The organism is Cohnella baijiui (genome assembly GCF_020731285.1).
Lineage (GTDB): Bacteria > Bacillota > Bacilli > Paenibacillales > Paenibacillaceae > Cohnella.
This window is the reverse complement of the sequence record NZ_JAJFOW010000044.1, coordinates 26,208-47,025: the sequence shown is the minus strand read 5'-3', so window position 1 is coordinate 47,025 and position 20,818 is coordinate 26,208. Positions and strand designations below refer to the sequence as shown.

Sequence of the window (20,818 nt, the reverse complement as noted above, 5' to 3'; positions counted from 1 at the left end):
TTGTCTTGGCCCCTGTCTTAAGGATGATTTCATCATACAAACGCAGGGTTCGATTGCCCATCATACAATCTTTAGGTTCTTCTCAAATCTTCGGAAACGATAAATCGGAAAACAAAAAGAAAGTACGACCGGCGTACTTTCCCATGCAGAACCATCTATGAAAATTCCGATTTCATAAACGCGCTTCGGCAAATCGGCTTGTAGCTGTTCCAGGACCGTATGGTATCCGAGTCCGAACGTCGAACACCCTGCACTTACTCTCCCCACTTGTCGTACTTCGCATAGCTCTTCCATGGAACATACCCCAGCTTGCCGTAGAACTCGACGAACGGCGTCGTATCGATGACCATCCTTCTGACACCTCTCTCGTACAACGCGGCAATCGCCGCCTTCACGATAGAAATCCCGTATTGGTGCCCCCGCTCCGCCTCGTCGATGCCGAGCGGGCCGATGCCGCCCAATCGTTCCTCGAACAACGGCGCCCAATACACGTTCTGCGCCTGCAAGGGAGAGCGATCGTCGTTGATCCGGCAGAAGCCGATGATCGCGCCCTGCTTCTCCAACACGACGTACTCTCTGCCGGTGCCTCCTTGCTCCCAATAGTCGGCATGCTGGTACGCCCACGTACCCGGAAAGCAGCGCTCCATAAACGCCGTCAGCGATTCCCGGTCATCCGGGGTCGCGAGCCGGAATGACACGTCCGAGATAACCGGGAAACCGATCGGCTCGTCGTCGCGATAAGCTCTAAGCAGATCGAAAGCTCTCTCCCGGAAGACGTAGCCTCTTCTGTCGAACCAATCGCGAGTATGCTCCAACTCTTCGGGAATGCCGGGGAACATCCTTCTGTGCAAGTCGTTCCCGAGCGCGATGTTTGTCGCGCCTGCGTGCCGAAGCGCCGCCTCGGCTCTGCCCAGCAACGCGGCGCCGACCCCTTGGCCTCGGGCGTTCGCGTCGACGAGCAACGCATGGATCCACCCCGTGTCCGTTCCTATGCCGAAGCGCGCGGCGCCAGCACGGGCGATTTTGGCGACGACGAATCCGGCGACCTTGCCCGTCCGACGATCCGTCGCGACCCAGGAGCCTTCCCGAAGCCAGTTGCGATCTTCTAGAATATTTTGACGAAGCACCTTTGCCCGCATCGGAAACTGATCTGCCAGTTCCTTATTCCAGAGCGCGAGAATACCGTCCAAATGCCGTTGTTCTAACGGTTCGAAGTCCATAAGCGCCTCCTCGTTCGACTACTACCGCTACTGTAAGTGATCGAAATGAAGCAGCCAATAAGCAAATCTTTCGATTGTTCTTAGATCATCAAATAGAGTCAAAAAAAATATGCAAGCCCGCTCACCGAACAAAATGTTCCCTATTTGCATCAGGCCTGCCGCAGCCCGCCCTCTCCCCATGAAAAGACCTCCATCTCCGCCCGGCGGAAATGGAGGTCTTTTGTCCTTCTAGGAAGTGCAACCGATCACGATTCGTACAACCGCGCGGCTCTGGCGGAGCGGCGGCGCCCCGTGAGCAGACCGACGATCCCGAGCAGGACGCCGATATTGATCGCAATATCCGCAAAATTCATAATCCCTCCGCCGGCGGACCAGGAAATGAAGTCGGTCACTCCGTTGAACAGCAACCGATCGATCGCGTTGCCGACCGCGCCGCCGGCGAAAAAGCCCGCTCCCGCCAGCAGCCAACCTCCCGCGAGCCGACCTTTGCGCTGGGCGTAGATCGCCCAGATGACGACGGCGACCGCCACCGGGATGAATAGTCTGCCATACCCTTCGAAGGAGCTGCCCGCCGCGCCCGTATTCACGAAATTCGTGAAGTGCAGGATCCCCGGCCACACGTCCATCGTATCGCCCAACGGGAGCTGTGCGCGAATCCAGATTTTAGACAGCTGATCGGCCGCGACGACGAGCAGCATTACGACATAGAGCAGCATGGGTTTCCCGCCTTCCTTATTCTGCATACATGAGCCGCGCTTAAGAGACGTCCCGCCCGTCAAAGAATGGCTTCTCCGACGCGGCAAGGTTCGGTCCTCAGCGTTTGCAACCCGCGGCTCGCTGATTCCATTGTACAACAGAAAGACTGCCGATGCGATCAACTGCAGAGCGAACCTGGCCGAGTGCGGCGGATTCTCTCTCCTCGAGCGGACGCCCTTACCGAAGCTTCAGCACCCACGGTCCGCGAAATACCGTTTGGATGCGCTCGATCTCCACCCGCATCGTGCGTCCTTTTTCCGGCGCCGCGAGATAGAGATGTTGCATGGCGCCTGTCGCTTCATCAAACTTCAAGTCTCCGTTAGCCGGAAAAATCAGAAGCAGCGACTCGGCTGCCTGAGCGTCATAGCGCACATCGACGTCGACCTCTAACACGTCATGGTTCCGATTGGCCTTCGCGTCGGCCGGGAGACGTCGCACTTGAAGGATCGTCATCGGGAACCCCTGCACGTCGATCGTGCGATGAACGGCTATCGTCTCCCCGACTCCGGGCACGGGAATGGAGAACGACTCGCGCGGGAATGCAGCGCGAGACAAGATCAGCTCCGGTATCGTCAATACGTATCCGGATGGAGCAAGATCTTTCTTTCGGAAGTAAAACTCGTTGGGATGCGGAAATGAAGCGTCCTGACTGAGCTCCAGCGTCTCCGTCCCGTTCGTCATCCGGGGATGGCGGATATCCCACGGTTGCATGCCGTAAGACTCGACTGTCGCTCCCTTCGGCAGCTGCGGGAGCAGCGCGATCTTGGTCCGTCCATCCGACATGTCCTGCGCCACCGCGGTCAAGGCAAGCCCGTTGCGGACGTCCGTCACGCCCAAGTTTTCCATCCGGTCGGAGCCCGGCGCCTCTTCCAGCGGGAGCGGAACGGTGTGATCCATCCCCTCGAACGACAACGCCATGCGGTCCGTTCGCTTGATAGGTCCCTTGTAACCGAAAGTGCCCGTCCACTCCCGGTCCGACCAGGAGCGATGGCCGGTGAACGCGTAGACGTCCCCGTCGCCGTTATGCAGCTCAAACCGGTCGATCATGGTCGAAAGGGCGCCGCTCAACTCGGCGACCGCCGTTCCGTCATCCACGCGAAAGCCGCGAATCTCCAGCTCGCCGCCTTTAAAGTCGAGACGGATCGGCTCCCTCAGCACGTATTGGATGCCTTGCTCCGCGGTATTCCCGACCGCTCCGAATCCGGGCAAAAATTGAAACGCCTTCCGAAGCTGCGCCCGCACATCGGGCGACCCGGCGGCGATCGAGAGGGCGAGAAACAACGCGGCGAGGACGGCTGCGAAGGCCGCGAGCTTGCGCCAACGTCGCGTTGCCGGACGACGTTCGGTCGCCCGCTCCCTTTGCTCGCGAGGCGCCTGTCGGGCGTCGTCCTCGCTCGTCTCCGGCAGCGACAGCCCGAGCTTGGCGAACGCGGCCGCCCGGACGCGGGCGAGCGCTGCGGCCTCCGCTTCGGGATCTGCCGGAAGGCTTTCTCCGTCGGATGGCACGACGTCGGCCAATCTCCCGAAGGCATCCTCTTCGTCCAAGTCGTCCAGCCATCGGCGCAGCGCTTCCTCTTCGCGATTCATGGCCATGACCGTCCCTCCTCCCCTTCCGTGCCGAGACGCGTCTTCAAGCGCTCCCGCAAACGCCGCAAGCGATTCTCCACCGCTTTGCGGGTCAGTCCCAAATCCCGCGCGATCGCCTCTTGCGACTCGTAATAAAAGTACGCGCGGTAGAACAACGTCCGATCCAACGCTCCCAGATCGTCTACAGCACGTACGAGGCACTCCAGCTCCGCTTTCCGCAGCACGGCCCGCTCCGTATCTTCGGGCGCTTGCGGCTCCGGCGAGCCGTCCAGCGGATGCACGCGCCTCTCCCGGAGCAGCCTGCGCCGGGCATCCAAGGCACGATACTTGGCCAGGATGAGCAGCCACGTCCGAAGCGTCCCCCGGGCGGCGTCGTATTCCGCGATGCGGCGCCAAGCGCCGACGTAGACATCGCTTGCGCATTCCTCGACGTCTTCTTTGCTGCCGGCGCCCTGCAGCACTCGCCCGACGAGGCGGTAAACGTCCGCCCCGTAGGCGTCCATGAGCGCCGCCAGCGCGGCGGTTTCGCCCAAACGAAGCCGTTCGACCAGCCTTTTGCCCGCGTCTTCCATGCCTTTCCCCCTTCCCTGTCCTTTACTACGTCGTTTCGGCCTTTCATCCCTCGCTTCCCGCACGAAAAAACGGCAAACAGCCGTCGCCTCCGCCTCGCGCGTCGAGAACGGGGGACGGCTCATCATGGCAAGGTGCCGCGGACAAGACTTCGCAAGTAAAAACGGCTTCGCCGTCTTCCCGGACGGCGACACGTTTTTATCGGAGGTCATACAGAAATGGATAGAGTAAAACTTATACATGCTGTATGACGGACAAAGAGCCTGACCGGCCGGCAATCTATCCGTCCGGGAAATCTCCCGCCTTCACGCCTGCCGTCAAAGCCAAGCGTAGATCGGGATGCACAACAAACTCGTGACGATGCCCGCCAGACTCATAGCCATGCTGCTGATGCCGGCTTGAACTTCGGACTCCCGCACCAGCCGCCCCGTCCCGATTCCGTGCGCGGAGGTGCCAACCGCAGCGCCGATCGCCAGATCGCTTCGGATGCGCAGCAGCCGCAGCATCGCCGGGCCGAACATGCTGCCGATCAGGCCGGTCAGCACGGTGAAGACGCCGGCAAGCTGCGGCGAACCTCCGAGCTGTCCCGCGAGCTCGATGGCGATCGGCGACGTCACCGACTTGGGCAGCATCGACAGCAGCAGCTCGCGCGTGCCGCCCATCAGCCATACAAGGAAGGCGGAGGAGGCGATCCCGGCCGCCGAGCCGGCCAGGACGCCGACGACGACCGCCTTCAAATGACGGCGCATGGTGCGGATCGCCTTGTACAGCGGCACCGCGAGCGCCACCGTCGTAGGCCCGAGGAAAAACGTGATGAGGTCGCCGCCTTCGCGGTACGCGTCGTACGGGATCCCGCAGACGAGCAGAAGCGCGATGAGACTACCCGTCGTCGCGAACAGCGGATGTACCCAACTGCGCTTGCCGTTCAACCACAGCGCGGCGACATAGGCGGATATCGTAAGCGCGATGCCAAAGAGCGGCTGTCCGGCAAAGGCGCGCAGCTCATCCATGGGTGCCGCCCGCCTCCTCTTCGCGCGCGAGCCTGCCCGTCACCCAGCCCGTCAGCGCCAGGACGACGGCCGTGCTGACGAACAGATTGGCGACGATCGGCAGCCATTGCCGTCCGATCTCGGTGAAGTACGCGATGACGCCGACGATCGTCGGCGCGAAAAACAGGAGCATATGCTTCAGCAAAAACTGCGCAGCCGTCTCGATCCACGCCAGCTTCACCCAGCCGGCGAGCAGGCAGAGGAGCAGCAGAAGCATGCCCAGCACGTTGCCGGGCAGCGGCACGTGCAGCAGATGATGGCCCGCAAGCCCCGCAAGATTAAAGAGAAGCAGGATGGCGAATCCCTTCATAGCGTTCCTCCGTGACCGTGGCATTCGATAGATCGATCTGATTCGCTCGCTCTAGCTTATCACGGAAGTTGGCGCCGCGGCGCGCGGATCGGTGCCCGGGCAAGAAAAAGAGGCTGTCTCATAAGGTTGTAATAGGGCCCGAGAGTCAGCAGCGCGGTTTTCAATGCGGATGAATGGGCAACCATTGACGATCTTTCCATTCATGACGGCTGCCTCTAACGCGTGGCAATCTGCGAGGCTGGTTTCGAACGAATCGGTTGGGGCTTCGTGAAAATTCGTCGGATTCTGGCCGATGGTTCGCCACTGGTGTATGTCAATTAGCCTTGTTTGCGCTCGGTTCGGGTCGCTCAGTAAAATAGTTGCATTCGTACATCTATTTAGGTTCATTTCGGGAGAGTGGAGCGGTTTACTTGTAAAAGTACATCTAATTTATCGTAAATCCGTCCTGTACGCAGAAAACGGATCATTTAGTTGTACGATTGCAACTAAATGACCGTTAAGAAGGAATATAGCAAAATTAGATGTACATTTGCATCTAAATCATGGGATGCGAGATAGGTAGCACGGAAAACGGATTCCGGTGTTTTCTGCTTCGCGTCATGCGGAAGGTAAGCTTGAATGTCGGATGGCTTTTGCTTGGCCATCATTTGTTGAAGGCAGCGGATCGAAAGCGAGAAATGGCGGTGCAGGGATCATCTCCCCAAACACCGCCATTCCTTCGTTTTCATACGTTTAGGGATGGAGGAGAGCTGTCTGTCGCGTGAACAGACTTACATTTGTGACACCCTCTACGTCGGGGCCGTTCAGCAAGGCCCCTTATCGCTCCGCTGCCATCAGCGCACGCAATTTGACGGCCGTATCGTATTCCGGGAGGGGCAGATTAACCGTCACGGTCAGCTCCGGCGCATTGGTGGGATGAAAGGAGATATGGTCGAAGGCAAGCATCCCCGCATGCGGGTGGAGCAGCAGCTTGGTGCCTTCTTCCGCATCCAGGATGTCGTGCTCCGGCCACCAGGCGCGGAATTCCGGGCTGGCCTCGTTCATCGCCTCAATCATTTCGATCCACCACGAATCTCCCGGAAACTTGGCGAAGTTCGCCCGGAACTGCGCCATCCGCCGCCGCGCCTGCTTTTCCCACTTGTCCCCCAGCATCCGGCGCAAGTCCTCCCCCATAAACGTCCGCCAGAGCGTGTTGCGGTCCCGCATCGTCATGTTCGGATAGTCTCCGTACGTCAGGCGTGCGGCCTCGTTCCAGCCGACGAGGTCCATCCGCTGGTCGATGACGACCGCGGGATTCGGCCCTTGCGCATCAAGCAGCCGCTGCAAAGTCGGACTAACCGTGCCCGCTCCCGCGCGCAGCTCGGCCGGGAGCTGCTTCAGGGCCAGCAGATACAGATGGCGCCGCTCGCCCGCGTCGAGCCGCAACGCCCTCGCCAGACTGTCGAGCACCTGTGCCGACGCCTGGATATCCCTGCCCTGCTCCAGCCACGTGTACCAGTCGACGCTCATCCCCGCGAGCATCGCGACCTCCGCGCGGCGCAGCCCGGGCGTGCGGCGACGTCCCCCCTCGGGCAGTCCCGCTTCGGCCGGTGTCAGCCTCGCTCGCCGCGTCTTCAGAAATTCGGCCAGCTCGTGCAGTCGGCCGGTCTCGGTCGCATTCATAGGCCGCCCCCCGTTCATCCAGCATAGGAGAGAAAATCCTAGGATAAACCCTCATCTCCCGCTTCGTCTACGGTCCATCTTACACTACTCCCACGGGGGAAGCCATCACGGCCGAACCCGGACTTAAACGGGAAAGGGGAATGTCGCCATGACGCAAGCATTCGATCGGACAGGCGATCGTACATCGTCCCGCTCGGCAGCGCACGCGGCCGGCGAGGGGGTAACCGCACGTTCAAGCGGTCGCGGAACCGCGCAGCCGATCGCCGGGTCAGCCGCCGCGGCAGGTAGAGGCTGGCTGCTTTTCGGGCTCGCGCTCGGCTACTTCATGGTGCTCCTGGACACGACAGTCGTGTCGGTCGCCCTCCCCGCCATCCGGGCGGACCTCGGGGGCGGAATCGCCGGCCTTCAGTGGGTCGTCAACGCCTATACGATCGTCTTCGCGGGCCTGCTGCTCTCGATGGGCGCGCTCGCGGACCGGTTCGGCGCCAAGCGCCTCTATCTGCTCGGTCTCGCCGCGTTCCTCGCGGCCTCCGCCGCTTCCGCCGCCGCGCCTACGCTAGGCGCGCTCATCGGCTTGCGCGCGCTGCTCGGCGCCGGAGGGGCCACGCTGCTCCCCGCGTCGCTTGCGCTCATCGCGCAAGCTTATCCGGATCCGGCGAGCCGAGCCCGGGCGCTCGGCATCTGGGCGGCGATCACCGGCGGCGCGATGGCGGCCGGACCGGTCGTCGGCGGCGTGCTGGTCGACACGCTCGGCTGGCACAGCATCTTTCTGCTGAACGTGCCGCTGTCCGCGCTGAGTCTCGTCCTTACGGCGCGCTTCATCGGCGAGACGCCGAAGCGGGCCGGGCGCGGTCTCGATCCCGTCGGACAGCTCTCCGCCATTCTCGCGATCGCGGCCCTGTCGTTCGCCCTCATGGAGGGGGAATCGCTAGGCTGGGCCTCCGCGCCGATCGCCGGCGCGCTCGCTGTCGCGCTCTTCGCGGCGCTTGTTTTCATTGCCGCCCAAGCGAAAGGGCGCTCCCCGATGCTGCCGCTCGGCCTCTTCCGCATCCGGACCGTATCCGCCGGCATGCTCGGGGGGATGATCATCAACGCCGGGCTTTCGGGCGTGCTGTTCGTGCTGCCTCTGTTCTTCCAGCAAGTCCGCGGCTGGTCGGCGCACGAGACCGGACTCGCCCTCCTGCCGCTCACGCTGCCGACCGCGTTTAATCCGATCTTCACCGGCCGCCTCGTCGCCCGCGTCGGAGCTCGCATCCCAATGACGGCAGGCTTCGCGCTGGCCGCGGCGGGCGTCTGGGTTCAATCGGCCGCAACAAATCTCACGAGCTACGGCGTCAGCCTCGTCGCCTTGCTGCTCATCGGCTTCGGCGTCTCGCTGACGATTCCCGCCTTGGTAGCGGCGGTCATGTCGGCCGTTCCGCGGGAGCAGACCGGCGCCGCGTCTGGCGCGCTGAACGCGAGCCGGCAGTTGGGGGCAACGCTCGGCGTGGCGGTGCTGGGCGCGATCCTAGCCGGGAGCGGCTCGCTGCTGGCTGGCGTACACACGGTGCTCTACGCCTGCGGCGCGGTCCTGCTGGGCGGGAGTGTGCTCTCGTTGGCCGCGATGGGGAAAAGATAATCCTGCACTTCCCCGGAGAAATAACAAAGAAAGCAGCCGCGCGGGGCCATGGGGCTCTCGGGCGGCTGCTTTGCCTGCAAGTGGCGTTTACGCTGGCGGATCTTGCCCAGTCATACCGGGACGGGCAGATTAACGGTACCGGACGAGCAGATCGATCGGATACCGTCCGGCATTGCGGCCATACAAGGCGATGCCGCCTTCGTCTGCCTGCAGCTGCAGCTTGAAGCTGCGGCTGCGGTCGAGCCGCGCTGCCAGTCTCCCCGGGACGACCGCCCGGCAGAGATACCCGTACGAGCCCGCTTCCTCCAGCTTGTTGGCCGCGGTCTGATAGTGCCAGGACAGTACGCCGCGGCTGTCGGCCGGGTCGTCTGCGAGGACGAACGAGCCGATCCGCTCGCCGTCGACCAAGACGTTGACCCGCGAGGCGTGCTTTTCGTCGTCGGTCATGTAGTAGGTGTTCGGATTGAATTCCACGTTGGCGGAAGCCCCGTGCATGAATTCGATCCCATGCTGCCGAATCTGTTCGCCTTCCACGTTGCGCGCGAGCAGCCGCTTCGCGCTCGCTTCGAACCAGATCTCGACCTCGGAAATCGTGCCCCGTTCGGCTAGCTCCGGCAGGCGGACGTCGTAGACGAACTCGCCGGCTTTCCCCCCGCTCGCTTTCGCGCCCTGAATCGAAGACCATTCGTAAGCGAACGTATGAGACGCGAACTGCCCCACAGGCACGCTCACGAAGCCGCCGTCCGCCGTGTAGACGCCATTCTCCTCGCCTCCGCGAACGTCGAACGTCGTGAAGTTGCGGGTGACGACGCGGCCCTGCGCGTCGACGAGCCGCACGCCGAGCACCCCAACGGCATCCTGTGCCGGCAGGCGAAGGGTGATCGGAGCCAGCGGGTACACGCCGAAGCCGTCCCAGGCGATGTCCGCGCTCCCGCTGTCGGCGGTGACGCGCAAGCCCAGGTTGTCGTAGGTCAGCTCCCACTCCAGCCGGAGCGTCTCGCCATGATAACGGTCGTCAAAGCTCGAACGCAGCAGTTGAACGGTCGCTTCGGAGCCGGCCTGAACCGTCTGGCAGGGCGGCGCGTCGATGACGACGAAGTCCGCCGTGTGCAGGTCGGCGAGCGTCATGCCCGGGACGAAATCTTCGTAGCCGAATTGTTTGTCGGACCCGTCCAGCCGATAGTAGCCGTTGAACTCGTTGACGACGTCGCGGAATTCGGTGAAGACGAAGCCGCACATTTTGTCGTGCCGCCGGAATTCGTTCAACATATAGCGATAATGCCAAGCCAGGTCGCTGTCTCCCGCGCCGCCGTCAGCGATGCCCCAGACGTTGCCGCACTCGCTGTTCATCAGCGGAGCGCCGGTTTGCTTGTTGTCGCCGATGTAGTTTTTGGACGAGCCCGGGTAGGTCTCGTCGACGACCTCCTGGACGTGGCTTCGCACTTCCTCATAGCCGTTGATGTAAAAGTGCCACGTATTGATATCCGACTCGACGTGGTCCCAGTTGCAGGTCGAATTGTCTTCGACGATCCGGGTCGGATCGAGCCGCTTGGCCCAGTGGTACCGGTCGCGCACCCATTCCTGCGTCTCCGGCAGGTAGTCGATCTGCCCGCTGAGATCGCCCGTCAGCCCCAAGCCCGTGCTGTTCGTTTTCAGCCCCCACGTCTCGTTGAACATGATCCAGGAGAAAATCGAAGGGTGGTTGTAGTCCCGCTCGATGACCTCCAGCGCTTCCTGCTCGTAGGCAGCCCTGGCTTTCTCGTCCGGATTGCCCCAGAAGCACGGCATGTCTTCCATGACGAGAAGGCCCAGCTTGTCGGCCCAGTACAGCTTGCGCGGTTCCTCCGGCTTGATGTGAATGCGCACGAAGTTCAGGCCGAGGCGTTTCATCAAATAAATCTCGTCCCGCATCTCCTCGTCCGTCGGATAGGTGAAATACCCGGTCGGATGGAAGGATTGATCGAGCGTGCCGTTCAGGTAGATCGGCTTGCCGTTCAACGTGATCCAACGATAGGAGCGGTCGCCGAACGCCGCCGTCCCGACCTCGCGGATGCCGAAATACGTGCCGACCGCGTCCTCGCCGAACTCGCCGGTAAGACGGATCTCGCCTTCGTACAGGTTCGGAGTGTCCGGGCTCCACAGCCGCGGGTTCGCTACCTGGAACGACACTGCGTATTCGTTGGTGCCGGCTTCGAGCGCAAGCTCCGTCTCCTTCCGGACCGCTCCGTCCGCGAAGTCGAAGCGGAGCTTCGCCTTGCCGGCCTGCCCCGCCTCGATCCGGCCGCGCACCTCGACCGTCCCGTCGATGCGGGTGGCGAATTTCGCGTCGCCGACGTACGCTTGCGGCCGCGCTTCGAGCCAAACCGGCTGCCAGATGCCGCGAACCTCGCCGTAGCCTTGCTTGCCTCGGGCTTGATACGTCAGATCCTCGTCTTCCGCGCGGACGACGATCGTATTCGGGGCATCGGTCCGCCAGACCGACGTCACCTCGAACTCGAAGGTGCCGTATCCGCCGCGGTGCGAGCCCGCGTGCGCCCCGTTCACCCATACGTCGCATTCGTAATCGACGGCGCCGAAGCGCAGGTAGAGACGGGAGTCCAGGACGGACGGCTGCCACTGCAGCTCGCGGCGGTACCAGCCGACGCCCTTCGCGTCGATCCCGATGCCGGAAAGCGGGCTCGCCCAGGAAAAGGGGACCTGAATGCGCGCGTCATATTCGTCCGCCTCCGCCGCGTGCCGCGATCGATCGCTGTTTGCGCCGGAAGGGTCGAGCCGGAACGCCCAGGTGCCGTTCAAATTCAGCCAATCGGTCCGCTGCCAGTCGGGGCGGGGAAACTCGGGACGGGGCTGATTCGTCTCAACGATGGGAGCAATGGATGAGGACATGGAAGGAAACACAACCTTTCGAGGTTCGGATTTGCCCCCATTTTAGCACCTGAATTATGTTTACGCAATGTATATTATAGTTTTACAATAATGAGGTTTCGTTGTACACTAGACGCAACTTGATATGAATGCAAAGGAAGAACCGAAATGAGCGAACCGAAGCTAGAAACGATCCGCTATCCCGCCTCCCGCATCGTCGACATCGCCAAGGCGCTGTCGGGCGACGTCCGCGTGCGCATCCTCGAAGCGCTCGGCGACAAGCCGATGAGCGTCGGCCAGTTGGCCGAAGCGCTTGGCGTCGCGCAGCCGACCGTCTCGATCAACGTGCAGATTCTGGAGCAGGCGGAGCTAGTCACCTCTACGCAAGGGGCGAACCGCGAAAAGATCTGCTCCGTCACCTGCCGCTCCATTCTACTCGAGCTGCCGGCTAAGCCCGGAGAAGGCCTGCACCGGACGGAAGAAATCCAAATGCCGATCGGCATGTACGCGCACTGTTCCGTGCAGCCGACCTGCGGCATGGCCGCGCGGGACGGCACCCTCCTCGGCTCGTCCGACGACCCCCGCGTCTTCTACATGCCGGAACGGGTCGACGCCGCGCTGCTCTGGTTTTCCGGAGCGGGGTACATCGAATATTACTTTGCCAATCCGCTGCCGCCCGGCGTCTCGCTGGACGAGCTCCGCATCCGGGCGGAGCTCTGCTCCGAAGCCTCTTCCTTCAAGATGGACTGGCCGTCGGACATCACGCTTTCGATCAACGGCCATGCGGTCGGCACGTGGACGAGCCCCGGCGACTTCGGCGACCGCAAGGGCAAGCTCACGCCGGACCGGTGGCGGGCCGGCACGGAGTACGGGCGGCTCACCGAATGGCGCGTAACCGCGAACGGGAGCCAGGTCAACGGCGAGCCCGCCGCGGCTACGCGGGTCGGCGAGCTCGGGCTGGCGTTCAACCAGCCGATCCGCGTCCGCTTCGAGGTCCGCGAGGACGCCGCGTTTCCGAACGGGATGAATCTGTTCGGCTCGGGCTTCGGCGACCACCCGCAGGACATCGTCCTGTCGTTCGTGCGCTATATGGAGCAGGAGCCGAGCTGAGAGCCGGCGCTTCGCCGGGCAAGCTCGGGCAGCGCCGTTAGGTGGGCGAGTGCGCGCGGAGCGTGAAGGCGAGGGTAGGCGATGCGCGGGGACTTGGCGGCGAGGTAGGCGTTGCGCGAGGACTTGGCGGCGAGGGTAGGCGGCGCGTCGTTAGGCGTCGAGGTAGGCGATGCGCGAGGCCGTGGCGGCGAGGGTAGGCGGCGCATCGTTAGGCATCGATAAAGTGGGCGAGCGCGTGAGGCGCGGCTTCGGCGGCGCAGTTGGAGCGTTTTGCTCCAACTGGCGCGCGGGGCAAGGAACAATTTGTCACCTATTTCCGCACTCGAGCCGCCAGGCACGCAAATAAGGAATAATTTGTTACCTATTACCGCACTCGAGCCGCCAGGCACGCAAATAAGGAACAATTTGTTACCTATTTCCGCACATGAGACGCCAAGCATGCAATTAAGGAGCAATTTGTTACCTATTTCCGCACTCGAGTTGCCAGAGCTCTCCCCGAATGCGAACGAAGGACCTCCATTTCCACCATGCAGCGGAGATAGAGGTCCTTCGCTTTTCCGGGCCAACCAGTCGCTGGTTGACGAGATGCTTGCGGCGGCCGCGACTGCGTGCCGCCTCCGCGCTACGCGCGCGTCTCGTCCGCAGCCGCCGAAGGCGCGGGCCGACGGGGCGCGTCTGCCGTCAGATCGGTATCCGTCGTCACGTAGGCGGCCCCGGCTTCGATGAAGGGCCGCGCTTCGGCCCGCGTGTTGACCGTCCAAAGCGAGACGTCGATGCCCGCTTCGGCGCAGCGGCGCACGTCCGCCGGCGTCATGCTATGGTACTCGTAGTCCAGAAAAGCCGGGGCGATCCGACGCGCGAACGCCAGATCCGCGTCCTTGAGCGGCTCTGCGGAGAGAAAGCCGAGCGGGACGTCCGCGTCCAGCGCGCGCACCTTTTCCAGGTCGCCAGCCTGAAAGCATATGAAGCTGCACCGTTCGAACATCCCGCTGCCGCGAACGATCGCGACGAGCGCCTCCAGATCCGCGTCCCGGTGATACTCTTCGATCTCGATGAACGCATGCATGCCGTACGCCCGGCAGACGGCCAGCACTTCCTCCAGCGTCGGCACGCGAAGATCGGGATACGCCTCGATGTTGGCGCCCCCGTCGATGTGCAGCTTCCGAATCTCCTCGAAGGCAAAATCCTTGGTCCGTCCCGTCCCATCGGTCATCCGATCGACCGTGCGGTCGTGATGGACGATCCAGCGGCCGTCCGTCGTGCAATAAGTGTCGCATTCGATGCCCCAGAATCCCGTCCGCCCGGCCAGATCGAACGCGGCGAGCGTGTTCTCGGGCGCTTGCATGCTGTACCCGCGATGGGCGACGTACTTCACGTTTTTTGGCATAGCTCCTCCTCCCGCTCGGACCGGCGTCAACCTTTGACGGCTCCGAGCATGACGCCTTGATTAAAGTATCGCTGCAGGAACGGAAAAATCAAGAGCAGCGGCAGCGCCGTCAAGACGATGGCAGACATACGGGCCGCAGGGGTATAGGGGTACGCCACGCTGGACGCGTTCGAGATCGACGGATCGTCCTCGACCAGCATCTGCTTGAGGAACACTTGAAGCGGCATCTGATCGTTGTCCAGATACAGAATCGCCGAGAAGTACGTATTCCAATTCTGCGCAAGGTAGAACAACGTAAAAGTGGCGATCGCCGGCAGGGACAAAGGGACAATGATGCGGATCAGCAGCAGCCACTCTCCGCTGCCGTCGATCCGGGCGGACTCCTCCAGCTCTTTCGGAACCGACTGGAAAAAGCTGCGCATCACGATCGCGTTAAACGCGGAGACCGCGGAGGTCAGCCAGACGGCCCAGAAGCTGTTCAGCAACCCGAGCGTTTGGACGACCAAATAGGTCGGAATGATGCCGCCGGAGAAGAGCAGCGTGAAAAAGACGACGAAATTGAGCGTCTTTCTCCCCCGCAGCCACGTTTTCGACAGTCCGTAAGCCATGAGCGTCGTCAGCGTAATATTCAGAAGCGTCCCCACGACGCTGATCGAGACCGAATTGCGCAAAGCGCTCATGAAGCCGGGATGCGACATTAAGTACAAGTAGCCTTCCAACGTAAACGTTCGGGGGAGGAGATAGAAGCCGCGCGTCAAGTACTCCGTCTCGGTCGAGAACGAGATGGCCAGCACGTAGAACAAAGGAAACAGCGCCAGCGCCGAAGCCGCCAGAACCAGCCCATAGACGACGATCGCGAACGCGCGGTCCGCTCCGCTCGCGCGTACCCGCATCAGAACACCCCCTCCTGTCCCGTTTGCTTGGCCAACCGGTTGACGAACAGAACCATGATCAGGCCCACGATCGACTTGAACAGACCGACGGCCGTGGAGTAGCTATAGTCCCCTTGTGTCATCCCGACCTTGTACACAAAGGTCTCGAACACCTCGGACACGTCTAGGTTCATGGAATTCTGAAGCAGGAAGATATGCTCGAAGCCCAGATCCATGACATGCCCCATCCGCAGGATTAGCAGCACCACGATGACGTTACGCAGCGCAGGCAAGGCGATATGCCAGAGCATGCGCCAACGGTTCGCGCCGTCGATGGCCGCGGCTTCGTACAAGAGCGGGTCGACGGCCGCCAGGGCGGCCAGGAAAATGATCGCGCCCCAGCCCGCGCCCTGCCAGACGTTCTGAAGCAGCCATACCCAGCGGAAGTAGGACGGATCGGTCATCAGCTCGATGCGTTCGAATCCCCATCCGGCCAGCAGTTGGTTGATGCCGCCCGACCCGGTCGCGAACAGCAGGATCGTAATGCCCACGATGACGACCCAGGAGATGAAGTTGGGTGCGTACAGGATCGTCTGGACCGCGGCCTTGAAGCGTTTCGCCTTGATCTCGTTCAGCAGAACCGCGACCAGAATCGGCGCCGGGAAGAAGAACAGCACGTCGAACAGGTTCAGCATCAGCGTATTGCGGAGCAGCGCCAGGAAGTCCCCTTCGGCGAACAGCCGGTGAAAGTTCCGAAGTCCGACCCACTCGCTGCCTCCGATGCCGTCGAACGGGCTGTACGCCATGAAGGCGATCGAGATGCCGACCATCGGAATATATTTGAACACGATAAAAAACAACAATCCCGGTACTATCATCAAGTAGACGGGAAGCGCCCTTCGCCAGTAGCCTCTTGTCATTTCGTCCCTCCGCGCGCTCAAGCTGCCGGGTATCGTGGCGACCCGGGAAGCGCGAACCGCCCGGGTCGTTCAGGCTAACCGATCTTATGCTTTCGCTTTGTAGGCCGCGTTGACTTCCTGAATGATCTGGTCCCCACCGCTGCTCTTCCACTCGGCGATCGCATCGTCGATGCTTTCCACCGGTTTTTTGCCCGCGATGATCTCGACGACCGCCTTCAGGAATTTATCGCCCAGCGTCGAGCCTTTCTCGGCGTAGGCCGGGGATGACGGAAGATAACCTTCGGCGACGTTGCGATACGGATACTTGCGGGCGTCCTCGATCGACTGCTCCATCCCTTGCGCCCACTCCGGCGCGCTCCACTTGTAGATATTGAAAGTGTTGGTATTGCCCCGCAAGATCCAGTTCCACATCAGGCTCTGCCGGCCCTCGCCTTCCGCCTTCAGCGTATCGGTCATCTCGTAGGTGCCGTCCGCGCCCTTCCGGTAATGCACGCCCTCGATGCCGTTCTTGAGAATATCCTCTCCCTCGGCGGATACCCACCAATCCAACAGCTCCAGGATGCGGTCCCGCTTCTGCGCGTTCATGTCTTTGCCCAGCACGACCTTGATCTTGCCGCTCGACGGCGTCGAATTGCCTCGCGCGCCGCCCTCTCCGATCGGAGGCGACAGCCGCGCGAACTCGGCGTTCGGGGCGATCTTCTGCAGCTCCTGCGTCGTCTGCCTGCTGAATTGGTAGTGCATGTCCGCGAAGCCGATCTTGCCCTGCGCGTACTTCTCGTTGAAGTTCGTGTTCGTGACGAAGTCTTTGTCGAGCACGCCTTCTTGGTACGCCTTCTGCATGAAGTTGAGATACGCCTTCCATTCCTTCGACTGGACCTGCGCAGGGATCAGTTCGCCGCCCTCCTCCTTCCAGCCGTTCGCGATCCCGAACGCCGCCTGCAGCTCGGGCATGCCCAGATTCATCGCATTGCCGAGCGCCGAGAACCCGTACGTATCCGGCTTGCCGTTGCCGTCCGGGTCTTGGGTCGCGAACGCCTTCGCGATCTCGTAGAACTGGTCGATCGTGAACGCGTCCGCCTCCGGACGCGGAATGCCGAGTTTGTCCAGCCAGTCGGCGCGCACGTAGATCGTATTCTGAGCTGTCTCGTAGATGGGAATGCCGTAGACTTTTCCCTGTGGATTCAGCAGCGCCCACTCCTCCGGCGTCGCGATCTTCTGCAGCGTCGGATATTGGGACAGGTACGGCTGCAGATCCAGGAAGGCACCTTGGCTCGCCCATTTCAGGAACAATGCGGGACTATCCAACCGGATAACGTCGGGCATCTTGCCGGAAGCCGCGATGACGTTCAGCTTCTCGACGAAGTTGGCATTCGGGACCCACTGTATCTGCAAGTCGACGTTAAACTTCTTATCGATGTACTGGATGATCGGATGATTGTTGTCCGGCCAACCGCCACCTTTCCAGGACGCGATGACCATGTCGATCTTGACTTTCTCCGTTTGCGCGCCTTCGCTACCCGCAGGCGAACCGCTCGCAGCGCTTCGATCTTCGTTCTTGTTTGCGCACCCTGCCGTTACTCCCCACGCCATACAGACAGCCAACATGAGCAGAGCCGTTTTTTTCATGCGGACAAGACCACTCCCCGTTATCGTTCGATTTGGAATGCGTTCGGACAGCTTTATTGTAGCGCTGCCGGAACGGTCGTTTTTTCATAATCTGACGGTCTTTTCGTCCAAATTTACGATGTTGGGTCCGCGTGGCGGGGATAACGGATGTAGACGACGCTTCCTTCGCCCGGCTTCGATCGAATCCGCACGCCGTAGGCCTCCCCATAATTCAACACCAATCTGGCGTGGACGTTGAGGATGCCGACGGACTCTTCCCGGGCGAACGACGCGGGCTCCCGTTCAATCGCGCGCATGCGCCAACAAAGCGACTGAAGCACATCATCGGGGAAGCCGTTCCCGTCATCCGCCACCTCGACGAGGAGATCTCCTTGTTCTTCGTATGCGCGAATGCGAATGCCGGCGTTACCGTTTTTCGGTTCGACCGCGTACTTCACGCTGTTCTCTACGATGGGCTGCAACGTAAGCTTGATCACGGGCCAATCCATGTAGGCCTCATCCACCGAGATTCCGCTCTCGAACTTGTTCAGGAAACGGATCCGGACGATGTTCAAATAATCCCGCAGATTGCGCAGCTCTTCCCGAAGAGCTACCTCCGATCCGGGCGTCTTGGAGGCGTAGCGGTACACACTGGCCAGATTGGCCGCCATCTTCTCGATGCTCGGCACTTTTTCGATGAAGGCGATGCTCTTGATGATCTCCAGCGTATTGTAGAGCAAATGAGGGTTGATCTGATTCTGAAGCGCCCGGATATGCGCGTCCCGCTGCATCAACTGGAGGCTCATCTCGTTCAGCTGCAGGTCGCGAACGGTATGCATCAGCTCCGACAGTCTGGCGGTCATGCGGTTAAAGCTTCCGTTCAAGTGCTGGATCTCGTCGCGGCCCGGGATCTCTTCCGCGCGAACGGTCAGATCGCCCTGCTCCACCCGCTTCATCAATCCGCTCAAGCGGATGACGGGCCGTACGGCGCGGCTGATCATGCGGGGGATGAACAAGAGGGACAAGAGTATCATCCCCGCCGTCAGGAATATCGTGAACTTGCGGGCAACCGCGAGCCCCGTCGCGAGCTCGTTCAGCGGCACGTAGGCGACGATGCGCCAGCCGGTCGCATCCGAACGATCGTTGGAGGTGAGGATTCGGGCGCCGTTCAGCCGCACGAGATCGTTCCGTACAGACAGCCGGATCCCCCGCAGCGGCGTATCCGCCAGCGCTCTCCCCACATAGCGGAGATCCGGATGGTAGACGACGCCCCCTTCGGCGTCGACGATGAAGAAATAGCCTGTTTCTCCGAGACGGGCCTGACCGAGGATGCTCTGAACCTCGGAGATCGACAGGACGAGATTCAGATTGCCGGCCAGCTTGAGCGTGTCCGGGTCGAAGACGGGAATGATCAGCGCGATAAACGGATAGGCGGCAGCGGTGCCCTCTCCGTCGCGGCTGTAGTAGGAAGGCAAGACCTGGAGCGTACGGGATAGAGGGGCGGTCAGCCAAGGCGCCGAAGCTTTCATGGACGGGCTTATCGCGTTGTCCTTCGAATAGACGAGCCGATCGTCGAGCGAACGCAGTACGATCCCGAGGATATGGGAATCGTTGATGGCGATGTACCGGGACAGGATGCCCTCGACGAGCGCTTGCTGCTCCCGGCTGAACTGGCCGCCGTGCTTCAGCCAATCCTGGATCATCCCGTTCTCCGGATTGCTGCCGAGCAGCGGGTTCGTCGGCAGCGGGCCGGCGATCGAAGCGTAGGTGGATTGTGCCATTTGTCCGAAGTAGCGGTCCAACTGATGATTGATGCGGGACGTGGAATCTTGGGCAATGAGGTAAAAGTCGTTCTTCGCCGACTCGGTATAGGAATAGGAGGTCATCAGTCCCATCAAGACGATCGACGACAGGCTGATCGCGAGCGACAGGACGAGAATCTTGGTCTTGATCGAGAAGCGGTAGTGCCATCCGCGTCCGGTCATGGGTTCATCCTCTTCTTGTATTCAAGTGGAGGGAGGTCGATCGACGCCTTGAAGACGCGCGTGAAATAGGAGGTGGAGGAGAAGCCGGTCATCTCCGCGATCTCGGCAACCGAAAAGGAGGTGGACCGCAGCAGCTTTTTGGCTTTGTCTACGCGCAGACGATTGACGTAACCCACGAGCGATTGGCCGGTGTGCTTCTTGAACAAGGCGCTGAAGTGAGACACGCTGAAGTTCGTGCGCGCGGCCATCTCGGTTAGCGTGATCTCTTCCTTGAAGTGGGCTTGGACATAGCGGCAGGACCGTTGGATGGCTTCCGGCGTGCTGGCGGTGGCGGGGCCGGGCTGGTTCAGATACCACCGTTCCAACAAAGCCTGGAAGTAAAGGGCAATCGTGCCGTCATCCGAACGGTCGGCGGGCTGGAGTGACGAATAGGCGATCCCGGACCCGTTCAACAGCGTCTTGAGCTTGTCCTCGAACAAGCGGAGCAAGATCGCGCGGGCGTTCCGATTCAGGCGGTTCAAGCGCAGCACCGATTGGAGCAGTTCGTCCTGCTTGCGCATCAGGTCTTTGGGCGCGAGTCCCCATCCGTTGTCAAGCAGCGCCTGGAACTTCAAGAGGTACGCGTTCAGCTCCTTGAGCGACCCGACCTTCTCCTTGGCACGCTGCAGCGCTTGCTTCAGCGTGTCGAATTCAACCGGTTTCAGCAGATATTCGGAGACGCCATGAACGATCGCTTGCTGCGCGTATTGAAAATTATCGTAACCGCTGACGATGACAGACACGAGCGGCGTGCGCTGCTCCTCGATCCGCCGAATCAGCGACAGCCCGTCCAGCTCCGGCATCATGATATCGGTGATCAGCAGCATCGGCCACACTTCCTGGATCAGGTTCCAGGCCTCTTCCCCGTTGCTGCACGCGCCGACGACTTCGAACTCCTCCCCCGCCGCCTTCACCATCTCGACGATTCCTCTCAGCACCCAAGGCTCATTCTCCGCTACCAATACGGTGTACATGATGCCGATTGACCTCCCTTCGCGCTGGTACATGCCGTTGCCTTGCAGGGTTCGCATCTCCGCGCCTCCGCGTCCGTTCGTGCAGCCCTACTCTTTCTTATCCGCTTCCAGGGGTCAATTCCCCTACAGTGTAAACGCATGCGCAGTCGCGAGCAATCGCCCAGTCTATCGAAATTATAGAGAAGGCGTCTAAGTGCCGCTACCGACTCGTGTTAACGGACCGTTAAATCTGTTTAAGCTGCGCGATAACAGATTGGCGGATGGCAAGTATGAGGCGTAAACGGACAAA

At 61.4% G+C, this 20,818-nt stretch carries 16 protein-coding genes; 2 read left to right on the top strand and 14 right to left on the bottom strand.

Features of this window, described 5'->3' with window-relative positions; translation table 11 throughout:
* Nucleotides 1-254: 254 nt before the first annotated feature.
* The 7 genes from LKX83_RS27095 to LKX83_RS27065 all read right to left on the bottom strand — a co-directional run bounded on the left by LKX83_RS27095 (nt 255) and on the right by LKX83_RS27065 (nt 7,154).
* Entirely contained in the window at nt 255-1,220 is a 966-nt protein-coding gene (locus LKX83_RS27095; protein WP_227885968.1) for a GNAT family N-acetyltransferase, read from the bottom strand.
* Nucleotides 1,221-1,465: 245 nt separating this feature from the next.
* Entirely contained in the window at nt 1,466-1,936 is a 471-nt protein-coding gene (gene lspA / locus LKX83_RS27090) for a signal peptidase II (protein ID WP_227885967.1), read from the bottom strand.
* A gap of 217 nt (nt 1,937-2,153) precedes the next feature.
* A complete protein-coding gene (locus LKX83_RS27085; RefSeq protein WP_227885966.1) occupies nt 2,154-3,569 on the bottom strand; it encodes a hypothetical protein in 1,416 nt (471 codons plus the stop codon).
* Nucleotides 3,560-4,135 carry a sigma-70 family RNA polymerase sigma factor gene (locus tag LKX83_RS27080; protein ID WP_227885965.1) on the bottom strand — a complete coding sequence of 192 codons (576 nt, stop codon included), beginning with the start codon at nt 4,133-4,135 and terminating at the stop codon, nt 3,560-3,562. The genes LKX83_RS27085 and LKX83_RS27080 overlap by 10 nt, the downstream gene beginning before the upstream one ends.
* 315 nt (nt 4,136-4,450) lie before the next feature.
* The gene (locus LKX83_RS27075; protein ID WP_227885964.1) at nt 4,451-5,143 is read right to left on the bottom strand and encodes an LrgB family protein; all 693 of its coding nucleotides are present in this window, start codon (nt 5,141-5,143) and stop codon (nt 4,451-4,453) included.
* On the bottom strand, nt 5,136-5,492 hold the full coding sequence (locus tag LKX83_RS27070; RefSeq protein WP_227885963.1) for a CidA/LrgA family protein: 357 nt from the start codon (nt 5,490-5,492) through the stop codon (nt 5,136-5,138). The genes LKX83_RS27075 and LKX83_RS27070 overlap by 8 nt, the downstream gene beginning before the upstream one ends.
* Before the next feature lie 816 nt (nt 5,493-6,308).
* Complete coding sequence (locus tag LKX83_RS27065; protein WP_227885962.1) at nt 6,309-7,154, bottom strand: helix-turn-helix transcriptional regulator; 846 nt, start codon at nt 7,152-7,154, stop codon at nt 6,309-6,311.
* A 148-nt stretch (nt 7,155-7,302) separates the two neighbouring features.
* On the opposite strand from LKX83_RS27065, the gene LKX83_RS27060 reads away from it, so the two are divergent.
* Nucleotides 7,303-8,772: an MFS transporter gene (locus tag LKX83_RS27060; RefSeq protein WP_227885961.1), complete on the top strand. Its 1,470-nt coding sequence runs from the start codon at nt 7,303-7,305 to the stop codon at nt 8,770-8,772.
* A 129-nt stretch (nt 8,773-8,901) separates the two neighbouring features.
* Here LKX83_RS27060 and LKX83_RS27055 read toward each other — a convergent pair whose 3' ends face one another.
* A complete protein-coding gene (locus LKX83_RS27055; RefSeq protein WP_227885960.1) occupies nt 8,902-11,658 on the bottom strand; it encodes a glycoside hydrolase family 2 protein in 2,757 nt (918 codons plus the stop codon).
* Nucleotides 11,659-11,805: 147 nt separating this feature from the next.
* On the opposite strand from LKX83_RS27055, the gene LKX83_RS27050 reads away from it, so the two are divergent.
* Complete coding sequence (locus LKX83_RS27050; RefSeq protein WP_227885959.1) at nt 11,806-12,747, top strand: ArsR/SmtB family transcription factor; 942 nt, start codon at nt 11,806-11,808, stop codon at nt 12,745-12,747.
* Between the two features lie 622 nt (nt 12,748-13,369).
* On the opposite strand, the gene LKX83_RS27045 is transcribed toward LKX83_RS27050, so the two are convergent.
* From LKX83_RS27045 to LKX83_RS27020, 6 genes are all read right to left on the bottom strand, one after another.
* The gene (locus tag LKX83_RS27045) at nt 13,370-14,134 is read right to left on the bottom strand and encodes a glycerophosphodiester phosphodiesterase family protein (protein WP_227885958.1); all 765 of its coding nucleotides are present in this window, start codon (nt 14,132-14,134) and stop codon (nt 13,370-13,372) included.
* A gap of 26 nt (nt 14,135-14,160) precedes the next feature.
* Nucleotides 14,161-15,027 carry a carbohydrate ABC transporter permease gene (locus LKX83_RS27040; RefSeq protein ID WP_227885957.1) on the bottom strand — a complete coding sequence of 289 codons (867 nt, stop codon included), beginning with the start codon at nt 15,025-15,027 and terminating at the stop codon, nt 14,161-14,163.
* The gene (locus tag LKX83_RS27035; RefSeq protein ID WP_227885956.1) at nt 15,027-15,926 is read right to left on the bottom strand and encodes an ABC transporter permease; all 900 of its coding nucleotides are present in this window, start codon (nt 15,924-15,926) and stop codon (nt 15,027-15,029) included. Before LKX83_RS27035 ends, LKX83_RS27040 begins: the two co-directional genes overlap by 1 nt.
* 84 nt (nt 15,927-16,010) lie before the next feature.
* On the bottom strand, nt 16,011-17,552 hold the full coding sequence (locus LKX83_RS27030; RefSeq protein WP_227885955.1) for an extracellular solute-binding protein: 1,542 nt from the start codon (nt 17,550-17,552) through the stop codon (nt 16,011-16,013).
* A gap of 113 nt (nt 17,553-17,665) precedes the next feature.
* Nucleotides 17,666-19,516 (bottom strand): cache domain-containing sensor histidine kinase, encoded by a 1,851-nt coding sequence (locus tag LKX83_RS27025; protein ID WP_227885954.1) that lies wholly within the window; start codon nt 19,514-19,516, stop codon nt 17,666-17,668.
* Nucleotides 19,513-20,586 carry a response regulator gene (locus LKX83_RS27020; RefSeq protein ID WP_227885953.1) on the bottom strand — a complete coding sequence of 358 codons (1,074 nt, stop codon included), beginning with the start codon at nt 20,584-20,586 and terminating at the stop codon, nt 19,513-19,515. Before LKX83_RS27020 ends, LKX83_RS27025 begins: the two co-directional genes overlap by 4 nt.
* Between the last annotated feature and the right edge of the window lie 232 nt (nt 20,587-20,818).

Coding starts and splice junctions, on each gene's coding strand:
- LKX83_RS27095 (WP_227885968.1), bottom strand. CDS start 1,220: ATGGACTTCGAACCGTTAGAACAACGGCATTTGGACGGTATTCTCGCG.
- lspA (WP_227885967.1), bottom strand. CDS start 1,936: ATGCTGCTCTATGTCGTAATGCTGCTCGTCGTCGCGGCCGATCAGCTG.
- LKX83_RS27085 (WP_227885966.1), bottom strand. CDS start 3,569: ATGGCCATGAATCGCGAAGAGGAAGCGCTGCGCCGATGGCTGGACGAC.
- LKX83_RS27080 (WP_227885965.1), bottom strand. CDS start 4,135: ATGGAAGACGCGGGCAAAAGGCTGGTCGAACGGCTTCGTTTGGGCGAA.
- LKX83_RS27075 (WP_227885964.1), bottom strand. CDS start 5,143: ATGGATGAGCTGCGCGCCTTTGCCGGACAGCCGCTCTTTGGCATCGCG.
- LKX83_RS27070 (WP_227885963.1), bottom strand. CDS start 5,492: ATGAAGGGATTCGCCATCCTGCTTCTCTTTAATCTTGCGGGGCTTGCG.
- LKX83_RS27065 (WP_227885962.1), bottom strand. CDS start 7,154: ATGAATGCGACCGAGACCGGCCGACTGCACGAGCTGGCCGAATTTCTG.
- LKX83_RS27060 (WP_227885961.1), top strand. CDS start 7,303: ATGACGCAAGCATTCGATCGGACAGGCGATCGTACATCGTCCCGCTCG.
- LKX83_RS27055 (WP_227885960.1), bottom strand. CDS start 11,658: ATGTCCTCATCCATTGCTCCCATCGTTGAGACGAATCAGCCCCGTCCC.
- LKX83_RS27050 (WP_227885959.1), top strand. CDS start 11,806: ATGAGCGAACCGAAGCTAGAAACGATCCGCTATCCCGCCTCCCGCATC.
- LKX83_RS27045 (WP_227885958.1), bottom strand. CDS start 14,134: ATGCCAAAAAACGTGAAGTACGTCGCCCATCGCGGGTACAGCATGCAA.
- LKX83_RS27040 (WP_227885957.1), bottom strand. CDS start 15,027: ATGCGGGTACGCGCGAGCGGAGCGGACCGCGCGTTCGCGATCGTCGTC.
- LKX83_RS27035 (WP_227885956.1), bottom strand. CDS start 15,926: ATGACAAGAGGCTACTGGCGAAGGGCGCTTCCCGTCTACTTGATGATA.
- LKX83_RS27030 (WP_227885955.1), bottom strand. CDS start 17,552: ATGAAAAAAACGGCTCTGCTCATGTTGGCTGTCTGTATGGCGTGGGGA.
- LKX83_RS27025 (WP_227885954.1), bottom strand. CDS start 19,516: ATGACCGGACGCGGATGGCACTACCGCTTCTCGATCAAGACCAAGATT.
- LKX83_RS27020 (WP_227885953.1), bottom strand. CDS start 20,586: ATGCGAACCCTGCAAGGCAACGGCATGTACCAGCGCGAAGGGAGGTCA.